Raw genomic sequence first — 21289 nt, forward strand, 5'->3', positions numbered from 1 at the left:
CAGAAGACAAGGCCACCCCAATGCAATGCTCCCGGCTAACCCAAGTCGACTTCGATCAGCTGACACAAGGCGCCAAGATTCTTGAAGCAGACAGCCACGGCGCCAAAGTCTACCTGCTTGGCGATGGAAACATCCTCAAGGTTTTTCGTCGCAAACGCCTGATTTCATCCGCCTTGCTGCGGCCGTATTCGCAACGCTTCGTCGACAACGCCCTGCACCTCGCGCAACTGGGCTTTGCAACCCTGGAGGTGATCAGCCATCACAAGCTGGCGCTGCCAGGTCGCACGGCCGTGCTCTACCGCCCACTACCGGGACAGACCCTGCTGCAGCTTTCGCGCGGGGACGATTTCGATTGGGAACAGCACTTGCCGCGGCTGGTGGACCTGGTTCGCCGGATGCACCGCTCGGGCATCTACTTCCGCTCGCTGCACCTGGGCAATGTGGTGGAAACCCCCGAAGGGGTGCTGGGGCTGATCGACGTCGCTGACATGCGCTTCCTGCGCGCCCCGCTTTCCTCGCGGATGGTTCGGCGCAACGTTCACCACATGGTGCGTTACATCGAGCGTGAACGGCTCGCCAACCAGTTCCCCCTGGAACGATTCGAGGCGGCGCTGTCGCAACGCTGACTCTCAGCGATCCAGCAGCCCGATCGAGCCCTCCTTGAAGGCCACCCATCGCTCTTCCGGCGCCATGGCCTGCCACTGCTCGCGGGCCTGGGCAGCGGCGTCACGCAGGCCACAGTGACCGATCGCGTCGGCCCAGGCGGCCAGGTCGCCAACGGGCAGATAGCATCCTGCCTCGCCCAACTGCTCGCGAAACACCGGCAAGTCGCTGCAAAACACCGGCACACCTGACAGCACGGCCTCCTGCACCACCAAGCCAAGCCCTTCCGAGCGGGAAGGCACCAACAACCAGTCGAATGCCGGATACAGCTGGACCAGATCGTCACGATGCCCACCGAAGTGCACGCTACCCTCTACACCGAGGGCCTTGGCCTGTGCCTCCAACCGGCCGCGCAGCGGACCATCGCCCAGAATGGCCAGACGCAACCCAGCCTGGTGCTCCCGTACCTGGGCGAACGCCTCGATCAGCATCTCGAAACCCTTGCCCTCGACCAGGCGCCCCACAGCGCCCAGCAGCGGCCCCTGCACCGGCAGAGCCAGCGCCTGGCGCGCGTCTTCCCGACCGAGCAATTGCTGAGCGAACGCCTGCGGATCGAGGGCCATTCGCAAGGTACTCACCGGGCAACCAAGCCCCTGCTCGAGCGAACGGGCCAATGTCGCGGAAACGGCGGCAATACTCAGCCGCTCGGGTGGCAGGCTACGGAATAGCCTGACGTCGTTCGTGCTAAGACGCGTCTTGCCGTGGAACAGCACGGCCACCCGCACTTCCGGCATTTGCCGGGCGAGCGGCAAGAACAGCCGGGCCACGCCCAGGCCATCGAGCACCAGCACGTCTACCGAGGCCTCGGCCAACGCCTTGCGCAGGCGCCAGCGCAGCCATGGCATCGCCAGCACATACGGTATTCGCCGCTTGAGCAAACGCTGTGGCAAATGCCAGCTGCGCACCGGCCCAAAACTGCTGCATAGACCGTCACCGAGCAACAACCAGTTGCAAACCCGCGCGTCCGACTGCGCATGAACCAGAAGATCCCGATGGACCTTGTGTATGGACATGTAGGGCGAGCCGCCCGACCACATCACATTGACGATATTCAACGGCATTGCGCCCCTTCCAGAAGTCCGTGGGCCTCGTATGAGCCGTATCAATGGGCCAGGAAACCGATCCCCAGCCCAACCACCAGCCCGAGCAACGACGATAGCGCAAACTTCACCCGATCCCGTTGCCGCCGGCGGACCTTGCGTTGAACTTCCTCCGGCACGGTCACATGCATGCCAAAGCCGGTATGCAGCACCGCATCGCCCTCGAGCGTCACGGCCGTCAGGTTCAACTCGGCATAGCGACGCGACAGCGCCTTCTCACCAGAATAGGCAGCGTACGGCGCGCAGCTTTGATAATCACTCAAACGCCGCAACCCTGGGTTGAGCGAGAAAGCCTGCCACTCGGCTTTCTCCGAAATCAGCGGGTAGCAGGGCACGCCGGCGATCACCTGGCGATCTCCCAGGTGGATATACGGGCTGTGAATGGCCAGGTCGTGGGCGTGACTGCGCAGCCAGACCTGAAGCAGGTGCGGGCTGACCTCGAGTATCGCGCGGGAATCCTCGACGAACCCAGGGCGATAGAAACGCCAGTCATCCTCGCAATGGAAGATATAGGGTGTCCGCACACGGCTGTAGGCCAGGTCGATCGACGCCAGCTGGCCCAGCTTGGGACGGTTCACGAACACCGTGCAATGCCCTTTCCAGTGTTCCGGCACAGCGTCATGCACCGCATCGTTGCCCGAGTCTTCGGTGATGAAGACCTCGCGGACCGTCGCGGTGTTGTACCGGTCAAAGCTTTCCAGGGTTTCCTTGAGCAGGTCGAAACGCCCGCAACTCGTCACCACCAGGGTGACATCACTTACATCGGAAAAACGCACGGGGTTCCCTCCGCCTCGCGGCAGGTACACTTCATGCCCATCATCGATGGGCGAATCAAAAATTCAGATTCCGAGCTGCAGGCGCAGACGCTGCCATGGGGTCAGCGGTGGATGGGGCCGCAGCGCGGGGCTCATGTGTTCGACAATGCTACGGCCGACCTGGGCAAAACTGAAGCGAGAAGTTGCAAGTTCGCGGCCATTGACGGCAATACGCGCCGCCAGGTCCGGATCATCGCGCAGGCGGCGCAATTTGGCCTGCAGTACCGGGATGCTGTCGTAGAGCACGACGTTGTGCATGTCTTGCAGCCCCAAGGCGCGGTTTTCCTGCTCACCCTGGTCGTAGGCCAGCAGCACGCAACCACAGGCCATTGCCTCGAAGTTCTTGATCATGTACTCGCCCATGCCGACATCGGCGCTTACAAAAAAGCGGATGCGGTTGAGCGTGTTGCAGTAATCCTCGCCCGACTTGGTCCGGGTGACCACCAGGTTCTCCACCCGCCCCAGTTCGTCCAGCAACGCCTTGCGACCGCTGTAGGCGACACTGTTGGTGCTACCCACGAACGCCAGCTCGATGTCGCGCTCGCGGCCCTGGTCGGTGAGCAATTGCTCGTCATAGCCCTTGGGCACGAACACCGCGTCGAAACCTTCCTGGCGCAGGCGCTCGCTGACCATGTAGCCGGAACTGATGACCCGCGCCCACGGCAGCTTGCGGTAGTGCGCGCTGAACTTGCCGGTGTACTTGCAGGGGATGTAGTTCTGGTAGGCGTCGTGCTCGAGGATCACCAGGTTGGGGACGCTGCGGATGAACGCCACCTGACGGATTTCCTGCTTGAAACGCAGGAAGAACACGATGCGGTCGTAACGCGTGACATCCACCTCGCGCTTGAAATAACGGCGCAGGTTGCGCTGGTCCTCGCTGGACAGCCAGCGCAGGTCGCAGTCGCAGTTGGCCGCGACACCGTCGTACAGGCGGTCGAGAATCGCCCGCTGTTCCTTCTGCACCAGAAATAGGACTTTCATTGCTTTCCTTGGGCGCTCACAGGTCGCGACGCCAGAACAGTTCATGTCGGCGCACCGCCTTGCGGAAGAACTCGTTCTCCCCATACGGCGATGGGCGGCGCCCTGCCAGCCAGCGTTGCAACGCTCGGCGCAGGCGACGCTTGAAAGGGGGCGCGGGTTGCAGGTCGTGCATCATGCCCAGGGCCATGGCCTTGTCGCGCTGGGTGTCGATGTCCAGCACCAGGCTGCAGGGCGCCCAGGCTTCAACGGCTTCCAGTTGCGGCGGCAAGGCCACGCCATCACCGCTGTCGCCCATTGGCCAGCGGTCGTTGTCATGCAGGTGGTTGGCGTAGCACAGCAAGGTTTCAGGCTGCCACGCCAGACCTTGCAGCGCTTCGAGCACGGCGGCCTGGGCACAGATGTGATCCGGGTGCGGATCCAGCACCGGATGCGGCATCACCAGCACCTCGGGCCGGGCCATCTCGAGCAGGGCACGCAGGTCGGCCAGCAGGTTGTGCCAGGTCGGCGCGCCGTCGGCATCGGCCGGCAGCGCAAGCGGATTGAAACAGCGGAACGGGCGAATATCGGCCATGTCGGCTTCACGCGAGCCTATCGGCTGATCCGGCGCGGCCTGCATCGCCGGCAGTTGCAGACAGAAATAACCCAACTGCACACAACGCGACTCCGGCACACCAGCCCAGCGTGGTACGGCGATACTGTCCCAGGCACGCAGGCGGCCCTTCAGCCTGGCTGCCTCAGCCTTGGCCAGCCCCATGGCCTGATAATGCTCGGCTTCGATCTCACCGGCGGTCAGGGTGACCACCCAGGTTTCGTCGGCCTGGCTGTAGAGGCCGTAAGCCGCCAGCTCGGCGTCGTCGGCATGGGGAGCGATGACCATCACCCGGCGTTTGCGCAGTTCGACCGCAGGGGTTATCCACAGGCGCGGCGCGCCCTGCAATCGGCAATGCCGACCACGCAGGCGCAACGTACCGGCCATAAGCGATTCGGCCAACCCCGTCAGGTTGAGGAAGCGCGCCCCTTTGACGCCACGCTCGAACGTTTGCACGTCGCTGGCGGCCCCCGCCAGCAGCTCGACGCGAGGGTCGAGGAAGCGTCCGAGCCAACTGCTGCGGACACCGACTTCAAGGATCAGTGTCTCGTCACCCTGCAGCACAACATCGGTTTGCAGCAGATCGCCCTGCAGGCTTGCTGCGACTTCGCGAGTGTCCTCAGCGAAACGGTAGGCGTAGTCTTCGCCCGGCGAGTAGAACAGGTGATCGGCGAACCACGCTTCGTGCACTGCCCACAACAGCGGCAGCAGCAACAGCGGCAACCACCACGCAACGAACACACCCAGGGCGACCAGCATCAGCAGGCCCACCAGCAACCCCAGGCGCTTGTTACGCCGGTGGCGCTTGAGCAACTGCTGCTTGCGGCTCACGACTGGAATACCGGCACGGGGTTGCACCAACGGTCCTTGTATTCGCGGTCGGCACGACCGAACGAGAATCGCAGTGCCTTGCCGCAAGCGTTGGCATCCTCCCAGGCGGCCTGGGTGTTGAGGAAGCTCAGCACGCTGCCCGGGCTGAAGGCCTTGGTTTCTGGGTCGACACCGCCATTGACATACTCCACGCTGATCCACTCGGGCGCCTCGACCCGGTATACCAGCTGGATGGCGATGGCCGCCCCGTCGAGGAACAACACCGAGCCGATCAGCAGCTCGCGCAGGCGCTCGACCACCTCTGCCATACGTGCCGCGCCAGTGGCCGGGAAACCCCAGCGACGCTGGAACAGGTCGCAGTACATGGTAGCGATTTCGCTGGCAGTGAACTCACTGATCGGGCGCACCTGGCCGCCCGCCTCTTCCAGCAGGCGCAGCTCGCGTCGCTGGTTGTAGCGAAACTTCTTTGAAAGGTCTTCGTGCGCACGGGCCATGGCCAACTGCTCGGGTTGCGCCTTCAGGCCACTGAAGCGGCCTTGGTTCAGTTCCGACAGGTAGCGCCCGGCATGGCGCAACGGCGCCGCCGCGTTTATGGCGGCCGGCAGGATGATCTCGGCGTTGCCGAGGTCGAACAGGCCTTTCTTGCCGTGACGCTTGAGCACGTCCTTGGACAACGCCAGATGGCGGCCCCAGGCTGGCAATGCGGCCTTGAGCTCACCGCCCTGCACCCAACCAAGGTAACGCACCGGGATTTGCGCGAGGTCGGCCAGTTGTTCGATCACCCGTGGATGCGTGGCCACGCTGCCACCGAAACGCTGCCAGGCGTCGTTGTAGGTGGCCGCGTCGATGACCTGCCAGCCACGCTCGCGCCAGGCTTGGATGTGCTTGAGCATCAGGCCTCCGCCACCAGCGCGCGCACATGCGGCAGCTGCCAGAAAGCATCGCGTACCGCCTGGTCGCTGAACCGCTCGTGAAGGCGTTGCAGCATATGCTGCGCGCACAGCGCGCGCTGCTGCGCATCAAGCCCGGCCATATGTTTCAGGGCCTGGGCCAGCTGCGCGGCGTCGCCCAACGGGAACAACACGCCCACGCCTTCGACGACTTCGCGGGCGCCGCCGCAAGCGGTGGCCAGCACCGGCACGCCAGCGACCATCGCCTCGAGCAGGACCATCCCGAACGGCTCGTGGTCCGAGCTAAGGGCAAATACATCGAACGCCTGGAAATAGCGGCGGGCATCCGGCACTTGGCCGAGAAAATCGACCTGGTCGGCGACCCCCAGCTCGACGGCCTGCGCCTTGAGCTTCGCCTCCAGGCGCCCTTTGCCGAGAATCGCCAGGCGCGCACCGGCAGGCAGCCCCGGCAGCGCTTCGGCAAAGCCGCGCAGCAAGGTGGCCTGATCCTTGTCCGGGTGCAGGCGCCCGACGTTACCCACGACCCAGGCCTGCTCATCCAGCCCCAGGGCCCGCCGCGCCTCGTCGCGCGGCACCAGGGTGGCCTGCAACGCCGCGACATCGACACGGTTGTACAGGGTCTGGATACGCTCGTCCGGCCACTGCGCCAGGCAACGGCGCATGTCGTCGCGCACTGCATCCGACACACCCAGCAGGCTCAGGCGCCTGCGGAACAGGTTGGCGAACAGGCGCCGCCCCTTGCGCTGGTAGTCGCCGAAGGCGTGATGCACGCCGATCACCGGCAAGCCGGTGCCCAGCAGTGCCACGTAGATCGGCTTGAAGCGGTGGGCGATGCAGAAACTGAAATTGCGCTGCGCGGCGATCTTGCGCAGCGCACGGATCGCGCCCAGCTTCAGGCCGCGCACGGCCTTGGAGCTGAACTCGAGAAACAGCACCTCGTCCGAGGCGCAGCCGGCCGCGACCTGCGCGTCGGCTGCCCCGGTGAGAAAGACGGTGGTGACCTTGTAGCCGCTGCCCTGGAACAGGCTGGCATATTGACGGGCGCAATCGAGGAACGGCCCGTCATAGCCATGGCAGAACTGCAGGATCCGGGGTTCAGAGCGGCTGGTCATACGGCGCCGCGCCATCCTTGACCACCAGGATGTCTTCCATGATCAGGTACTGCAGATCCGAGCCGAAGAACATGTTCAGGGCGTCGGTCGGCGAGCAGATCATGGGTTCGCCACGGCGGTTGAGCGAGGTGTTCAGCGACACGCCGTTGCCGGTCAGCTCTTCCAGTGCCTTCATCATGTCGTAGTAGCGCGGGTTGTACTCGCGTTTGAGCACCTGGGCACGGGAAGTGCCGTCCTCGTGCACCACTTCCGGCACGCGGGTCTTCCACTCTTCAGCCACTTCGAAGGTGAAGGTCATGAACGGCGCCGGGTGGTCGATCTTGATCATCTGCGGCGCGACGGTGTCGAGCATCGACGGGCAGAAAGGCCTCCAGCGCTCGCGGAACTTGATCTGGTGGTTGATGCGGTCGGCCACGCCTTCCACGCTTGGGCAACCGATGATCGAGCGACCACCGAGCGCGCGCGGGCCGAACTCCATGCGACCCTGGAACCAGGCCACCGGGTTGCCGTCGACCATGATCTTGGCGATCTGCTCAGGCATGTTCTCGAGCTTGCGCCATTTCGGCTGGCTCGGGTGGCGGGCACAGGCGGCAATCACGTCTTCGTTGGAGTATGCAGGGCCGAGATAGACGTGTTCCATCTTCTCGACCGGCACGCCACGGGCGTGGGACACGTAAGCAGCGGCACCCACCGCGGTACCAGCGTCACCGGAAGCCGGCTGGACGAACAGCTCTTTCACGTCGTCACGGGCGATGATCTTCTGGTTGAGCTTGACGTTCAGCGCACAGCCACCGGCGAAGGCCAGCTTGCCGGTTTCCTTCAACGTGTCGCCCAGGTAGTGGTCGATCATCTGCAGGGCGAGTTTCTCGAACAGCGCCTGCATGCTCGCCGCGTAGTGGATGTACGGCTCGTCGGCGATGTCGCCTTCACGTTTCGGGCCCAGCCACTCGATCAGCTTGGGCGAGAAGTAGAAGCCCTTGCCCTTCTCTTTATAGCGGCGCAGGCCGATGACGTTGGCGTACTCGGTGTTGATCACCAGTTCGCCGTTTTCGAAGCTGGCCAGGCGCGAGAAATCGTACTTGCTGGCATCGCCGTACGGCGCCATGCCCATGACCTTGAACTCGCCGTCGAGCATCTCGAAGCCGAGGAACTCGGTGATTGCGCCATACAGGCCACCCAGCGAGTCCGGATCGAAGAATTCCTTGATCTTGTGGATCTTGCCGTTTTCGCCGTAGCCGAAGAAGGTGGTGGCGTACTCACCCTTGCCGTCGATACCGAGGATCGCGGTCTTCTCCTTGAAGCCCGAGCAGTGGTAGGCGCTGGAGGCGTGGGCAAGGTGGTGCTCGACCGGCTCGATCTTGATCTTCTTCGGGTCGAAGCCCAGTTGCTCCAGGCACCAGACGATCTTCTTGCGGTAGCGCTTGTAGCGGCGGTTGCCCATCAGCAGCGCGTCGAGGGCGCGGTCCGGGGCGTACCAGTAGCGCTTGGCATAGTGCCAGCGGGCCTTGCCGAACAGGCTGATCGGGGCGAAGGGAATCGCCACCACGTCAACGTCCGATGGCTTGATGCCGGCCTGCTCCAGGCAGAACTTCGCCGACTCGTAGGGCATGCGGTTCTTCGCATGCTTGTCACGCACGAAGCGCTCTTCTTCGGCGGCGGCAATCAGCTTGCCGTCGATGTACAGGGCCGCGGAAGGGTCATGGCTAAGGGCGCCGGACAGGCCAAGAATCGTCAGTGCCAAGGGTCTAGCCTCTCAAATCGGTAGAAATGCGCCAGCGGCCTCTTGGGCGGATGGCGGCTAAAGGGCGGGATTATAACGCAAAGATCAAGGACACACTGCCCCCTTGTAGGAGCGGCCTTGTGCCGCGAAAGGGGCGCGAAGCGGCCCCAGGCTTTCAGCGTCGCCAGCGAAATCGCCGGGGCTGCTACGCAGCCCTTTCCGGCCGGTCCGACGCCTCGGCAAGGCCGCTCCACAGGGGCACGCGCCGCGGCTTATTCGGCGATCAACCAGTCCATGCGGAAGCTGCCCGCAGTCTGCGCCAGTTCCTTGGCCAGCCAGGGCAGCAGCGCCTTGAGCTCGTCTTCCAGGCCCCACGGCGGGTTGGCGATGGCCAGGCCCGAACCGTTCAGGCCCTGCGGGCTGTCCTGGTGATGAACATACAGCTCGACCCGCAGCAGCTTGGGCGCGCCCGTGCTGGTCAGGTCCTGGTAGAAGCGGGTCAGCGAGCGCTGGTCCTTGATCGGGTACCAGATCGCCGCGACGGTCTGGCGCATGCGACCGATCGCCTCTTTCATGGCCACGGTGCAACGCTTGAGCTCGTCGGCCTGCTCGAACGGCGGGTCGATCAGCATGATCGCGCGCTTTTCCTGCACCGGCAGCAGCGCCCGCGGGATATGCCAGCCCTCGCCAAGGTGAACGGTGACCCGCGGGTCCTTCTTCATGTTTTCCTTGAGCAGCGCCCCGTCTTCAGGGTGCTTCTCGTTGAGCAGGGCGCGGTCCTGCTGACGCATCAGCCGGCGGGCCAGCTCGGGCGAACCCGGGTAGTAGCGCAGCTCGCCGTCCTGATTCAGGCGCTTGATGATGCGCAGGTAGTCGGCGGTCACTTCCGGCAGGTCGTCGCGCCCCCACAGGCGGGCGACACCTTCGAGGTATTCGCCGGTGCGGGTCGCCTGGTCGCCTTGCAGGTCATAGAGGCCCAGGCCGGCGTGGGTGTCGATGTAGGCGAACGGCTGCTCCTTGCGCGACATCAGGGCGATGAGGCGGGTGAGCACGATGTGCTTGAGGACGTCGGCGTGGTTGCCGGCGTGGAAGGCGTGACGATAATTCATGGCGACTCCTGCGGGGGCGGCAAGTTTACCTTGCCTGCAGGAGACACAAAAGCATCGCGGGGCAAGCCCGCTCCCACAAATTCCTGCAAAGGCTCGTGGGAGCGGGCTTGCCCCGCGATGGATTCAGCGCCGAATCACTTGTCGGCGTGATACGCCGCATCAGCCGTTTCGAAGCGCGAAACCATGCTCTTCGACGGGCTGCCCAGCTTGCTCACCACCAAAATGGCGATGCTGGCGAACAGGAAGCCCGGAATGATTTCGTACAGGCCCAGGCCCACGTAGTTCTTCCACAGGATCACGGTCAGTGCACCAACCACGATACCGGCCAACGCGCCGTTGCGGGTCATGCCTTTCCACAGCACCGAGATCAGCACCACCGGACCGAAGGCGGCACCAAAGCCAGCCCAGGCATAGGCCACCAGGCCCAGCACGCGGTTTTCCGGATTGGAGGCCATGGCGATGGCGATCAGCGCAACGGCCAGCACCATCAGGCGGCCGACCCATACCAGCTCTTTCTGCGAAGCGTTCTTGCGCAGGAACGACTTGTAGAAGTCCTCGGTCAGGGCGCTCGAGCACACCAGCAGCTGACAGCTCAGGGTGCTCATTACCGCGGCCAGGATGGCCGACAGCAAGATACCGGCAATCCATGGATTGAACAGGATCTTGGCCAGCTCGATGAACACACGCTCGTGGTTCTCGGTGACCGGGCCCGCCAGGTCAGGGTGCGCCGAGAAGTAGGCGATACCGAAGAAGCCGACGGCGCAGGTGCCGCCCAGGCACAGGATCATCCAGGTCATGGAAATGCGGCGGGCATTGGCGATCGATTTCACCGAATCAGCGGCCATGAAGCGCGCCAGGATGTGCGGCTGGCCGAAGTAGCCCAGGCCCCAGCCCATCAACGAGATGATGCCGATGAAGGTAGCGCCCTTGAACATGTCGAAGTGAGCCGGGTTCACCGCCTCGATCGCCATGAACGTGGTGTCGAAGCCACCGGTGGAGATCAGCACGATCACCGGGGTCAGAATCAACGCGAAGATCATCAGCGAGGCCTGCACGGTATCGGTCCAGCTCACCGCCAGGAAACCACCGACGAAGGTATAGGCGATGGTCGCCGCGGCGCCGGCCCACAGGGCGGTTTCGTACGGCATGTCGAAGGTGCTTTCGAACAGGCGGGCACCGGCGACGATGCCAGAGGCGCAGTAGATGGTGAAGAACACCAGGATGACGATCGCGGAAATGATCCGCAGCAGCCCGGTCTTGTCCTCGAAGCGGCTGGAGAAGTAGTCCGGCAGCGTCAGGGCGTCACCGTTGTGCTCGGTCTGCACGCGCAGACGGCCGGCGACGAACAGCCAGTTCAGGTAGGCACCGACGGTCAGGCCGATGGCGATCCAGGCCTCGGAAAGGCCCGCGAAGTAGATGGCGCCCGGCAGGCCCATCAGCAACCAGCCGCTCATGTCCGATGCACCGGCGGAAAGCGCGGTGACCACGCTGCCGAGGCTACGGCCGCCGAGAATGTAGTCGGAGAGGTTCTTGGTGGAGCGATAGGCGGCGAAGCCGATCAGCACCATTGCCGCGATGTAGACCACGAAGGTGATCGTTAGTGGATTGCCCATGAGTTGTGCCCTGGCGTTGTTTTTATCTCTTGCGAACCGCCGTGCACGACGACGGTTGCACCCAGGCGGCGCATCCTATGCAACAACATGAACGAGGTGCAACCATTTTTCATTTGCAAGTTGCACCCAGTCATGATTTTTCAGACAAAGCCTCTTTTTTGCTCCTTTTCGGAGCAAACATCGCGTTTTACATAAGCAAATGCACCAAAACACCCCCTTTTAGCTATCCAAAAACGTCCTTCAGACGAGTTGCACCTTTGTCATGAAGATTTCGGGTTGCACCCGGTTGCACCCGAATTGTCCTACAGGCTAATCTTGCCTCCAGCTTAGGCCACGCCCGTGGCCAATAACGAGGATAAGAAATGGCGACGACCACCCTTGGGGTCAAACTCGACGACCCGACCCGTGAGCGACTCAAAGCAGCTGCGCAGTCCATCGACCGCACGCCGCACTGGTTGATCAAGCAAGCGATCTTCAACTATCTCGAGAAGCTCGAGGGTGGCGCCACCCTGAACGAACTCAACGGCCATGTCGCCAACCTCGGCGATGACGCCGGTGAGGTTGCCACCGACCACGCCCATCAATGCTTCCTGGAATTCGCCGAAAGCATCCTGCCGCAATCGGTGCTGCGCTCGGCGATCACCGCCGCCTACCGCCGCCCCGAGCAGGAAGTCGTGCCCATGCTGCTGGAGCAGGCACGCCTGCCGGCCGCGCAAGCTGAAGCCACCAACAAGCTGGCCGCGAGCCTCGCCGACAAGCTGCGCAACCAGAAGAGCGCCGGCGGCCGTGCCGGCATCGTCCAGGGCCTGCTGCAGGAATTCTCCCTGTCCTCGCAGGAGGGCGTGGCGCTGATGTGCCTGGCCGAAGCCTTGCTGCGCATCCCCGACAAAGGCACCCGCGATGCGCTGATCCGCGACAAGATCAGCACCGGCAACTGGCAGCCGCACCTGGGCAACAGCCCGTCGCTGTTCGTCAACGCCGCCACCTGGGGCCTGCTGCTGACCGGCAAGCTGGTCAGCACCCACAACGAGTCCGGCCTGACCTCCTCGCTCACCCGCATCATCGGCAAGAGCGGCGAGCCGATGATCCGCAAGGGCGTCGACATGGCCATGCGCCTGATGGGCGAGCAGTTCGTCACCGGCGAAACCATCGCCGAGGCCCTGGCCAATGCCAGCAAGTTCGAGAGCAAAGGCTTCCGCTACAGCTATGACATGCTCGGCGAAGCGGCCCTGACCGAACACGACGCGCAGAAGTACCTGGCCTCCTACGAGCAGGCGATCCACTCGATCGGCAAGGCCTCCCACGGCCGCGGTATCTATGAAGGCCCGGGCATCTCGATCAAGCTCTCGGCCCTGCACCCGCGCTACAGCCGCGCCCAGTACGAGCGCGTGATGAACGAGCTGTACCCGCGCCTGCTGTCGCTCACGCTGCTGGCCAAGCAGTACGACATCGGCCTGAACATCGACGCCGAAGAGGCCGACCGCCTGGAGCTGTCGCTGGACCTGCTCGAGCGCCTGTGCTTCGAACCGTCGCTGGCCGGCTGGAACGGTATCGGCTTCGTTATCCAGGCCTACCAGAAGCGCTGTCCGTACGTGATCGACTACGTCATCGACCTGGCCAAGCGCAGCCGCCACCGCCTGATGATCCGCCTGGTGAAAGGCGCCTACTGGGACAGCGAGATCAAGCGCGCCCAAGTCGAAGGCCTGGAAGGCTACCCGGTCTACACCCGCAAGGTGTACACCGACGTCTCCTACATTGCCTGCGCCCGCAAGCTGCTGTCGGTACCGGAAGCCATCTACCCGCAGTTCGCCACCCACAACGCCCACACCCTGTCGGCCATCTACCAGATCGCCGGGCAGAACTACTACCCGGGCCAGTACGAGTTCCAGTGCCTGCACGGCATGGGCGAGCCGCTGTACGAACAAGTAGTGGGCAAGGTCTCCGAAGGCAAGCTGAACCGTCCGTGCCGTGTGTACGCGCCGGTCGGCACCCACGAAACCCTGCTGGCCTACCTGGTTCGCCGCCTGCTGGAAAACGGCGCCAACACCTCGTTCGTCAACCGCATCGCCGACCACTCGATCTCCATCCAGGAACTGGTCGCCGACCCGGTCGCCAGCATCGAACGCATGGGCACCCAGGAAGGCAGCATTGGCCTGCCGCACCCGCGCATCCCGATGCCGCGCGAGCTGTATGGCAGCGAGCGGGCCAACTCGGCCGGTATCGACATGGCCAACGAACACCGCCTGGCGTCGCTGTCCTGCGCCCTGCTGGCCACCGCCCATAACGACTGGAAAGCCGCCCCGCTGCTGGGCTGCACCGCCAGTGAGCAACCCGCTGCCGCGGTACTCAACCCGGCCGACCACCGCGATATCGTGGGTCACGTACAAGAGGCCACCGTCGCCGACGTCGACAACGCCATCCAGTGCGCGCTGAACGCCGCGCCGATCTGGCAGGCCACCCCGCCGGCCGAGCGCGCCGCGATCCTCGAACGCGCCGCCGACCTGATGGAAGCTGACATCCAGCCACTGATGGGCCTGCTGGTGCGCGAAGCCGGCAAGACCTTCGCCAACGCCATCGCCGAAGTGCGCGAGGCCGTGGACTTCCTGCGCTACTACGCGGTGCAGGCACGCAACGACCTGCGCAACGACAACTGCCGCCCGCTGGGCCCGGTGGTCTGCATCAGCCCGTGGAACTTCCCACTGGCGATCTTCTCCGGCCAGGTGGCCGCGGCCCTGGCTGCCGGTAACCCGGTGCTGGCCAAACCGGCCGAACAAACCCCGCTGGTCGCCGCCCAGGCCGTGCGCCTGCTGCTGGAAGCTGGCATCCCCGAAGGCGTGCTGCAACTGCTGCCGGGCCAGGGGGAAACCGTCGGTGCCGGCCTGGTCGGCGACGAACGCGTCAAGGGCGTGATGTTCACCGGTTCCACCGAAGTCGCCCGTCTGCTGCAGCGCAACATCGCCGGCCGCCTGGACAACCAGGGCCGTCCGATCCCGCTGATCGCCGAAACCGGTGGCCAGAACGCCATGATCGTCGATTCCTCGGCGCTGACCGAGCAGGTGGTGATCGACGTGGTGTCCTCCGCGTTCGACAGTGCCGGCCAGCGTTGCTCGGCCCTGCGCGTGCTGTGCCTGCAGGAAGACTCAGCCGACCGTGTGATCGAAATGCTCAAGGGCGCCATGGCCGAAAGCCGCCTGGGCAACCCCGAGCGCCTGTCCGTGGACATCGGCCCGGTGATCGACGCCGAAGCCAAGGCCGGCATCGAGAAGCACATCCAGGGCATGCGCGACAAAGGCCGCACCGTTTACCAAGTAGCCATCGCCGAGGGCGAGGAGATCAAGCGCGGCACCTTCGTGATGCCGACCCTGATCGAGCTGGAAAGCTTCGACGAACTCAAGCGCGAGATCTTCGGCCCGGTGCTGCACGTGGTGCGCTACAACCGCAAGGACCTGGACCAGTTGATCGAGCAGATCAACGCCTCCGGCTACGGCCTGACCCTGGGCGTGCACACCCGCATCGACGAGACCATCGCCAAGGTGGTGGACAACGTCAACGCCGGCAACATGTACGTCAACCGCAACATCGTCGGTGCCGTGGTCGGTGTGCAGCCGTTCGGTGGTGAAGGCCTGTCCGGCACCGGCCCGAAAGCCGGTGGCCCACTGTACCTGTACCGCCTGCTGTCGACCCGCCCGGCCGACGCCATCGCCCGCCACTTCCAGGCCGACGATGCGCGCAGCCAGGCCGACACCACCCTGCGCGACCAGCAGATCAAGCCGCTGACCACCCTCAAGACCTGGGCGGCCGGCAGCCAGATGAGCGACCTGGCCGCCTTGTGCGAGCAGTTCGCCGAACAGTCGCAGAGCGGTATCAGCCGCGTGCTGCCGGGCCCGACCGGCGAGCGCAACACCTACACCGTGCTGCCGCGCGAGCACGTGCTGTGCCTGGCCGACAACGAAGCCGATCTGCTGGCGCAGCTGGCGGCGGTACTGGCCGTGGGTAGCTCGGCGGTGTTCCAGGACGGCGAGCCGGCCAAGACCGTGCGCGCCCGCCTGCCGAAAGAGCTGCAAGCGAAGATCAAGCTGGTGGCCGACTGGAACAAGGACGACGTGGCCTTCGACGCGGTTATCCACCACGGTCACTCCGACCAGCTGCGCGGTATCTGCGAGCAGGTGGCCAAGCGTGCCGGGGCGATCGTCGGCGTGCACGGGCTGTCCAGCGGCGACCACCAGATCGCCTTGGAGCGCCTGGTGATCGAGCGCGCGGTGAGTGTGAACACGGCTGCTGCGGGCGGTAACGCCAGCCTGATGACCATCGGTTAAGACGGCTGATACCATCGCGGCGCACCGCCGCTCCCGCCAGGTCGCGACCTGGCCTGCGTGGGAGCGGCGGTGCAGCGCTGCGACTGGCCCCGCGATGCGTGTTTCGGGGTCAGGCAGCGGCCTGTTTTTTACTGAAGAACCAGAGGGTGCCAATCTTCAGCAGCTCGCAGGCAAGCACGGTCAGCAGAGCCCTCGTGGGATTAGCTGACGCGCTAAAGCCTGCATACAAGTAGAGCAGCGAAATCGAGGGGATGAAAAACAGCAGCCGTAGAGGCAGTTGCAATGCCACCAACCATTTCACGCTAGCGTGTTGAGCAAAGAACAGCACGCAACTGACCACCAACGACAATAGAAAACCCGTGCGCAAAGCCATCAGCAAAGCGGTGGACAGACCATGGTCACTCATGATTGCCGGAAGCCGCAGCAGATCGGACAGGAACGGAACCCTGCCGGTACTGATCACTTTGAGCAGGTAGTCAGCCAACAACAACGCATCGAATGCGCCCCAACACCACCAGGTTGTCCGTCTGCTGTTCACGATAGGGCCCACCCCTTGGCAAAAGTTGGCGAACGGTACCCGAGGTATCGGCCCTTAACTTGTAGCCCAATTCACAAACAACTGTAGGCATTACCAGTTTTCGCAAACAGGAGCCCGAGCATCGGTTACCGTTCACGCCGGCGCGATAACCACCCAGGACGCCCAGCCAGGCGCTTCACTACCCCGTTTTTAATCCAGTATCACCCAAACCTATTAACCTCCCTCCCGCCTACCCTACCGCCTAGACTCGCTGCATCCCGAACCAGGAATGCCGCCATGTCCGAGCAACTCCTCAGCAGCCGCAACCTCGCCTTCGAACTCTACGAGGTCCTCGACGCCGAGGCCCTGACCCAGCGCCCGCGCTTCGCCGAGCACAGCCGCGAGACCTTCGATGCCGCGCTGACCACCGCCCGCACCCTCGCCGAGAAGTACTTCGCCCCGCACAACCGCAAGGGCGACGAGTACGAGCCACGCTATGTGAACGGTCGCGCCGAGCTGATCCCGGAAGTGAAGCCAGCGGTCGACGCCTTCCTCGACGCAGGCTTCCTCAATGCCAACCGCGATTTCGAAGCCGGTGGCATGCAGCTGCCCAGCCTGGTGTCGCAAGCCTGCTTCGCCCACTTCCAAGCCGCCAACGCCGGCACCACGGCCTATCCGTTCCTGACCATGGGCGCCGCCAACCTGATCGAGAGTTTCGCCACGGATGAGCAAAAGCGTCTGTTCCTGCAACCGATGATCGAGGGCCGCTACTTCGGCACCATGGCCCTGACCGAGCCCCATGCCGGCTCGTCCCTGGCCGATATCCGCACCCGTGCCGAGCCCGCAGGCGACGGCACCTACCGGCTCAAGGGCAACAAGATCTTCATCTCCGGCGGCGACCATGAGTTGTCGGAGAACATCGTGCACATGGTCCTGGCCAAGCTGCCGGACGCCCCACCCGGGGTGAAGGGCATCTCGCTGTTCATCGTGCCCAAGTACCTGGTCAACCGTGACGGCAGTCGCGGCCCGCGCAACGACGTGCTGCTGGCCGGCCTGTTCCACAAAATGGGCTGGCGCGGCACCACCTCCACCGCGCTGAACTTCGGCGACAACGGCCAGTGCGTGGGCTACCTGGTAGGTCAGCCGCATCAGGGCCTGGCCTGCATGTTCCAGATGATGAACGAGGCGCGCATCGGCGTCGGCATGGGCGCGGTGATGCTGGGTTACGCCGGCTACCTCTATTCGCTGGATTACGCCCGCCAACGCCCACAAGGCCGCCTTCCGGAGAACAAGGACCCACATAGCCCCGCCGTGCCGATCATCGAGCACAGCGATGTGAAGCGCATGCTGCTGGCACAGAAGGCCTACGTGGAGGGTGCTTTCGACCTGGGCCTATACGCGGCCCGGCTGTTCGATGACACCCACACCGCCGCAGATGCAGACGCACGCCGGCAAGCCCTGGAACTGCTCGACCTGCTCACCCCCATCGTCAAGTCCTGGCCCTCGGCGTTCTGCCTCAAGGCCAATGAACTGGCGATCCAGATCCTGGGTGGACACGGCTATACCCGCGAGTATCCGGTCGAGCAGTACTACCGCGACAACCGCCTCAACCCGATCCACGAGGGCACCGAAGGCATCCAGTCCCTTGACCTGCTCGGGCGCAAACTGGCACAGAACAACGGTGCCGGCCTCAAGCAACTGATCCGCCTGATCGCCGGCACCTGCGGGCGCGCCAGCCATCACCCGAATCTCGACGCACTGCGTCAGCCGCTGGAGCAACTGCTCAACCGCCTGCAAACAGTGACGCTCACCCTGCTCGGCGACCTGGCCAGCGGCAAGGTCGCGGGCGCACTGGCCAACTCGGCGCTGTACCTCAAGGTGTTCGGCCACTGCGTGATCGGCTGGCGCTGGCTGGAGCAGGCCATTCATGCCGAGGTCGGCCTGCTCAAGGGCAGCGACCGTGACTTCTACCTGGGCAAGCTCCAGGCCGCGCGTTATTTCCTCACCTGGGAAGTGCCGGGCTGCCATAATGACCTCGCTTTGCTCGAGGCCCGCGACGATACGTGCCTCGCCATGCAAGAGGGGTGGTTCTAGGGGGAGCCACCGCACACACGGAGGTTTCCGATGTTCGACTCCAGCACCCAGCTGCGCCAGCGCTTCAAGGCACTGCGCAGCACGGCCGAACTGTTCTCGCTTCGCCACGTGAAGCAATCGCACCAGTCACTGTCGGTTCGGCGCAATGTCGCCGAACCGCCCTACTTCAGCCAGGACGAGGGCGCCATGCTCACCGTGCGGGTCGCCGGCGTCGAGGCCTACGCGGCCACCGCCGACCTCTCCCAGGCAGGCCTGCAACGCGCCCTGGAACAGGCCGAGGCGCTGGCCCGGCGGATCAAGGCCAGCAGCCTGCTCGACCTGAGCGGCCAACCGGCGCCAACCGGAAGTCACGATCACGTCTCGCCCAACTTCGAACAGGCGCTGCCCAACCTCGCCGACTGCCTCGAACTGCTGGCCAGCGAATCGGCCAGCGTGCCGAAGGACAGTCGCCTGGTGGACTGGCAGGCGAGCCTGGGCATCAGCCTGGTCGAGCAGACCTACCTGAACTCCGCCGGTGCTGAACTGCGCCACGCCCAGCGCTTCATCTACCCAGGCCTGGGCGTCACTGCCAGCGACGGCCAGGACAGCCAGAGCCGCAGCCTGGGTCGGGAGAACTTCGGCCAGCAAGGCGGCTTCGAGGTGATCGAGCGCTGCGGCCTGGTCGGCGCGGCGCGGCGGGTGGCCGACGAGGCCCTGCAACTGCTGCTGGCCCCCAATACGCCGAGCGGCAAGCGCGACCTGCTGCTGATGCCCGACCAGATGATGCTGCAGATCCATGAATCCATCGGCCACCCGCTGGAGATGGACCGCATCCTCGGCGACGAGCGTAACTACGCCGGCACCAGCTTCGTCAAAGCCGCTGATTTTGGTCATCTGCAGTACGGCTCGCCATTGCTCAACGTAACCTTCGACCCGACCATCGGCGAAGAGCTGGCCAGCTACAGCTTCGACGACGACGGCACCCCGGCCAGCAAACAGTACCTGATTCGCGACGGCTTGTTGGTCCGCCCCCTGGGCGGCGCGCTGTCGCAGTTGCGCTCGGGCCTGGACGGTGTCGCCAACAGCCGCGCCTGCGGCTGGAACCGGGCGCCGATCGACCGCATGGCCAACCTCAACATCGAACCGGGCGACCAGTCGCTGGAGCAGTTGGTCGGGGGGATCGAGCGCGGCATCCTGATGCGCACCAACCGCTCCTGGTCCATCGACGATGCGCGCAACAAGTTCCAGTTCGGCTGCGAGTGGGGGCAGCTGATCGAGAACGGTGAACTAAAGGGCGTGGTGAAGAACCCGAACTACCGCGGCATCTCCGCCGACTTCTGGCGCAACCTGTCGGCGGTCGGCGACCGCGGAACCTTCCAGGTGCTTGGCACGCCCAACTGCGGCAAGGGCGAACCCAACCAGGTGGTGCGGGTCGGCCACGCCTCGCCGGCCTGCGTGTTCAGCCAGATCGACGTCTTCGGAGGGGATGCCTGATGAGCACCGTGTATCAACAACGCTTCGAGAACCTGCTCGACAGCTTGAACGCCGCCGTGCAGCCCGGCGAGCAGTTCACCCTCGGCTACAGCGCCGAGCAATCGCAGTTCGTGCGTTTCAACCACGCCAAGGTGCGCCAGGCCGGGCTGGTCAGCCAGGCCAGTGCGCAGCTGCGGCTGGTACGCGACGGCCGCCAGGCCGAACAACAGATCACCCTGGGCGATGACGCCGAACTCGATCGCCAGCGCCTGCACGACGCACTCGCGCAATTGCGCCAGACCCTGCCGCTGCTGCCGGTGGACCCGTACCTGAGCCTCGACGAAAGTGCCTGGCACAGCCATAGCCTGCTGGAGACGCCACTGCCTGAGCTGGACGAAGTGCTGGCCCTGATCGAACGCGAGGCGAGTGATCTGGACCTGGTCGGGATCTATGCCGCCGGCCCCATCTGCCGAGGCTTCGCCAGCTCCTTCGGCGCCTTCGGCTGGCACCAGGCCAACAGCTTCAACATTGACTGGAGCCTGTTCCACGCCAACGGCCAGGCGGTCAAGGCCAACTACGCGGGACAAACCTGGCGCGGCGAAAAATTCGCCGCGCGCCTGCGTCAGGCCCGTGAGCAGTTGGAGCACCTGGGGCGCCCGGCCATCACCCTCAAACCCGGCAGCTATCGCGCCTACCTGGCGCCTGCAGCGATGGACGAGATCGCCGGCATGCTCTGCTGGGGCGGCTTCTCCGCGCAGTCCCTGGCCACTGGCAACAGCTCGTTGCAACGCCTGTACAACGGCGACGCGCGGCTGAGCCCGCTGGTGAGTTTCAGCGAGCAGGTCAGCGGTTCGCTGAGCCCGGCGTTCTCCGACGAAGGCTCGCCCCGTCGCGACCTGCTGCTGATCGGCGAAGGGCGTGGGCTGGAACGGCTGGTGAGCGCCCGCAGCGCCGCCGAGTTCAAGCTTGTGGCCAACGGCGCCGACAGCCACGAATCGCCCTGCGCGCTCAGCCTGGCGCCGGGCAAGCTGCCCAGCGCGCAGATCCTCGAACGCCTCGGCACCGGCCTGTACATCAGCAACCTCTGGTACCTGAACTATTCGGACCTGCCGGCGGCGCGCATGACCGGGCTGACCCGCTTCGCCACCTTCTGGGTGGAGAACGGCAAGATCCAGGGGCCGGTGAGCACCATGCGCTTCGACGACAGCCTGTACAACCTGCTGGGCAGCCAGTTGGAAGACCTGACCGTGGAGCGCGAAATGATCCTGTCGACCAGCACCTACGGGCAGCGCAGCACCGGGTCTAGCCATCTGCCGGGAGCGCTGGTCAAAGGGTTGACCCTGACATTGTGATCGGCAGGACCGGCCTCTTCGCGGGTAAACCCGCTCCCACAGGGCTATCGATAAACCTGTGGGAGCGGGTTTACCCGCGAAGAGGCCCGCACAGGCAACCCACAACACAGAGGT

The 21289-nt window shown here is 64.5% G+C and carries 15 protein-coding genes; 5 read left to right on the plus strand and 10 right to left on the minus strand.

What is annotated here, in order from left to right; translation table 11 throughout:
* Nucleotides 1-20: 20 nt before the first annotated feature.
* A complete protein-coding gene (locus JYG34_RS23520) occupies nt 21-626 on the plus strand; it encodes a toluene tolerance protein (protein WP_213658566.1) in 606 nt (201 codons plus the stop codon).
* A gap of 3 nt (nt 627-629) precedes the next feature.
* Here JYG34_RS23520 and JYG34_RS23525 read toward each other — a convergent pair whose 3' ends face one another.
* The 9 genes from JYG34_RS23525 to putP all read right to left on the minus strand — a co-directional run bounded on the left by JYG34_RS23525 (nt 630) and on the right by putP (nt 11444).
* The gene (locus JYG34_RS23525) at nt 630-1718 is read right to left on the minus strand and encodes a glycosyltransferase (RefSeq protein ID WP_213661247.1); all 1089 of its coding nucleotides are present in this window, start codon (nt 1716-1718) and stop codon (nt 630-632) included.
* A 47-nt stretch (nt 1719-1765) separates the two neighbouring features.
* A complete protein-coding gene (locus JYG34_RS23530; RefSeq protein WP_213658567.1) occupies nt 1766-2539 on the minus strand; it encodes a glycosyltransferase family 2 protein in 774 nt (257 codons plus the stop codon).
* A gap of 63 nt (nt 2540-2602) precedes the next feature.
* Nucleotides 2603-3559 (minus strand): glycosyltransferase, encoded by a 957-nt coding sequence (locus tag JYG34_RS23535; protein ID WP_213658568.1) that lies wholly within the window; start codon nt 3557-3559, stop codon nt 2603-2605.
* A 16-nt stretch (nt 3560-3575) separates the two neighbouring features.
* The gene (locus tag JYG34_RS23540; protein WP_213661248.1) at nt 3576-4979 is read right to left on the minus strand and encodes a PIG-L deacetylase family protein; all 1404 of its coding nucleotides are present in this window, start codon (nt 4977-4979) and stop codon (nt 3576-3578) included.
* Nucleotides 4976-5872, minus strand: coding sequence for an antimicrobial resistance protein Mig-14 (locus JYG34_RS23545; protein WP_213658569.1), 897 nt, complete (start codon nt 5870-5872; stop codon nt 4976-4978). The genes JYG34_RS23540 and JYG34_RS23545 overlap by 4 nt, the downstream gene beginning before the upstream one ends.
* Nucleotides 5872-7002, minus strand: a complete 1131-nt coding sequence (locus JYG34_RS23550) for a glycosyltransferase (protein WP_213658570.1) — start codon at nt 7000-7002, stop codon at nt 5872-5874. Before JYG34_RS23550 ends, JYG34_RS23545 begins: the two co-directional genes overlap by 1 nt.
* The gene (locus tag JYG34_RS23555; protein WP_213658571.1) at nt 6986-8743 is read right to left on the minus strand and encodes a carbamoyltransferase family protein; all 1758 of its coding nucleotides are present in this window, start codon (nt 8741-8743) and stop codon (nt 6986-6988) included. Before JYG34_RS23555 ends, JYG34_RS23550 begins: the two co-directional genes overlap by 17 nt.
* Before the next feature lie 251 nt (nt 8744-8994).
* Nucleotides 8995-9831 (minus strand): 23S rRNA (adenine(2030)-N(6))-methyltransferase RlmJ, encoded by an 837-nt coding sequence (locus tag JYG34_RS23560; RefSeq protein ID WP_213658572.1) that lies wholly within the window; start codon nt 9829-9831, stop codon nt 8995-8997.
* 134 nt (nt 9832-9965) lie between these two features.
* Nucleotides 9966-11444, minus strand: coding sequence for a sodium/proline symporter PutP (putP, locus tag JYG34_RS23565; RefSeq protein WP_213658573.1), 1479 nt, complete (start codon nt 11442-11444; stop codon nt 9966-9968).
* A gap of 362 nt (nt 11445-11806) precedes the next feature.
* Between putP and putA the strand changes: the two genes are divergently transcribed.
* Entirely contained in the window at nt 11807-15760 is a 3954-nt protein-coding gene (gene putA / locus JYG34_RS23570) for a trifunctional transcriptional regulator/proline dehydrogenase/L-glutamate gamma-semialdehyde dehydrogenase (RefSeq protein WP_213658574.1), read from the plus strand.
* 109 nt (nt 15761-15869) lie between these two features.
* On the opposite strand, the gene JYG34_RS23575 is transcribed toward putA, so the two are convergent.
* Nucleotides 15870-16298: a hypothetical protein gene (locus JYG34_RS23575; RefSeq protein WP_213658575.1), complete on the minus strand. Its 429-nt coding sequence runs from the start codon at nt 16296-16298 to the stop codon at nt 15870-15872.
* Between the two features lie 276 nt (nt 16299-16574).
* Between JYG34_RS23575 and JYG34_RS23580 the strand changes: the two genes are divergently transcribed.
* From JYG34_RS23580 to JYG34_RS23590, 3 genes are read left to right on the plus strand one after another with little or no spacing between them, the layout of a single operon-like run.
* Complete coding sequence (locus JYG34_RS23580; RefSeq protein WP_213658576.1) at nt 16575-18371, plus strand: acyl-CoA dehydrogenase; 1797 nt, start codon at nt 16575-16577, stop codon at nt 18369-18371.
* Between the two features lie 30 nt (nt 18372-18401).
* Nucleotides 18402-19844: a TldD/PmbA family protein gene (locus JYG34_RS23585; RefSeq protein WP_213658577.1), complete on the plus strand. Its 1443-nt coding sequence runs from the start codon at nt 18402-18404 to the stop codon at nt 19842-19844.
* Nucleotides 19844-21175, plus strand: coding sequence for a TldD/PmbA family protein (locus JYG34_RS23590; protein WP_213658578.1), 1332 nt, complete (start codon nt 19844-19846; stop codon nt 21173-21175). Before JYG34_RS23585 ends, JYG34_RS23590 begins: the two co-directional genes overlap by 1 nt.
* Nucleotides 21176-21289 lie beyond the last annotated feature (114 nt).

Source organism: Pseudomonas entomophila (assembly GCF_018417595.1).
GTDB classification, from domain to species: domain Bacteria; phylum Pseudomonadota; class Gammaproteobacteria; order Pseudomonadales; family Pseudomonadaceae; genus Aquipseudomonas; species Aquipseudomonas entomophila_C.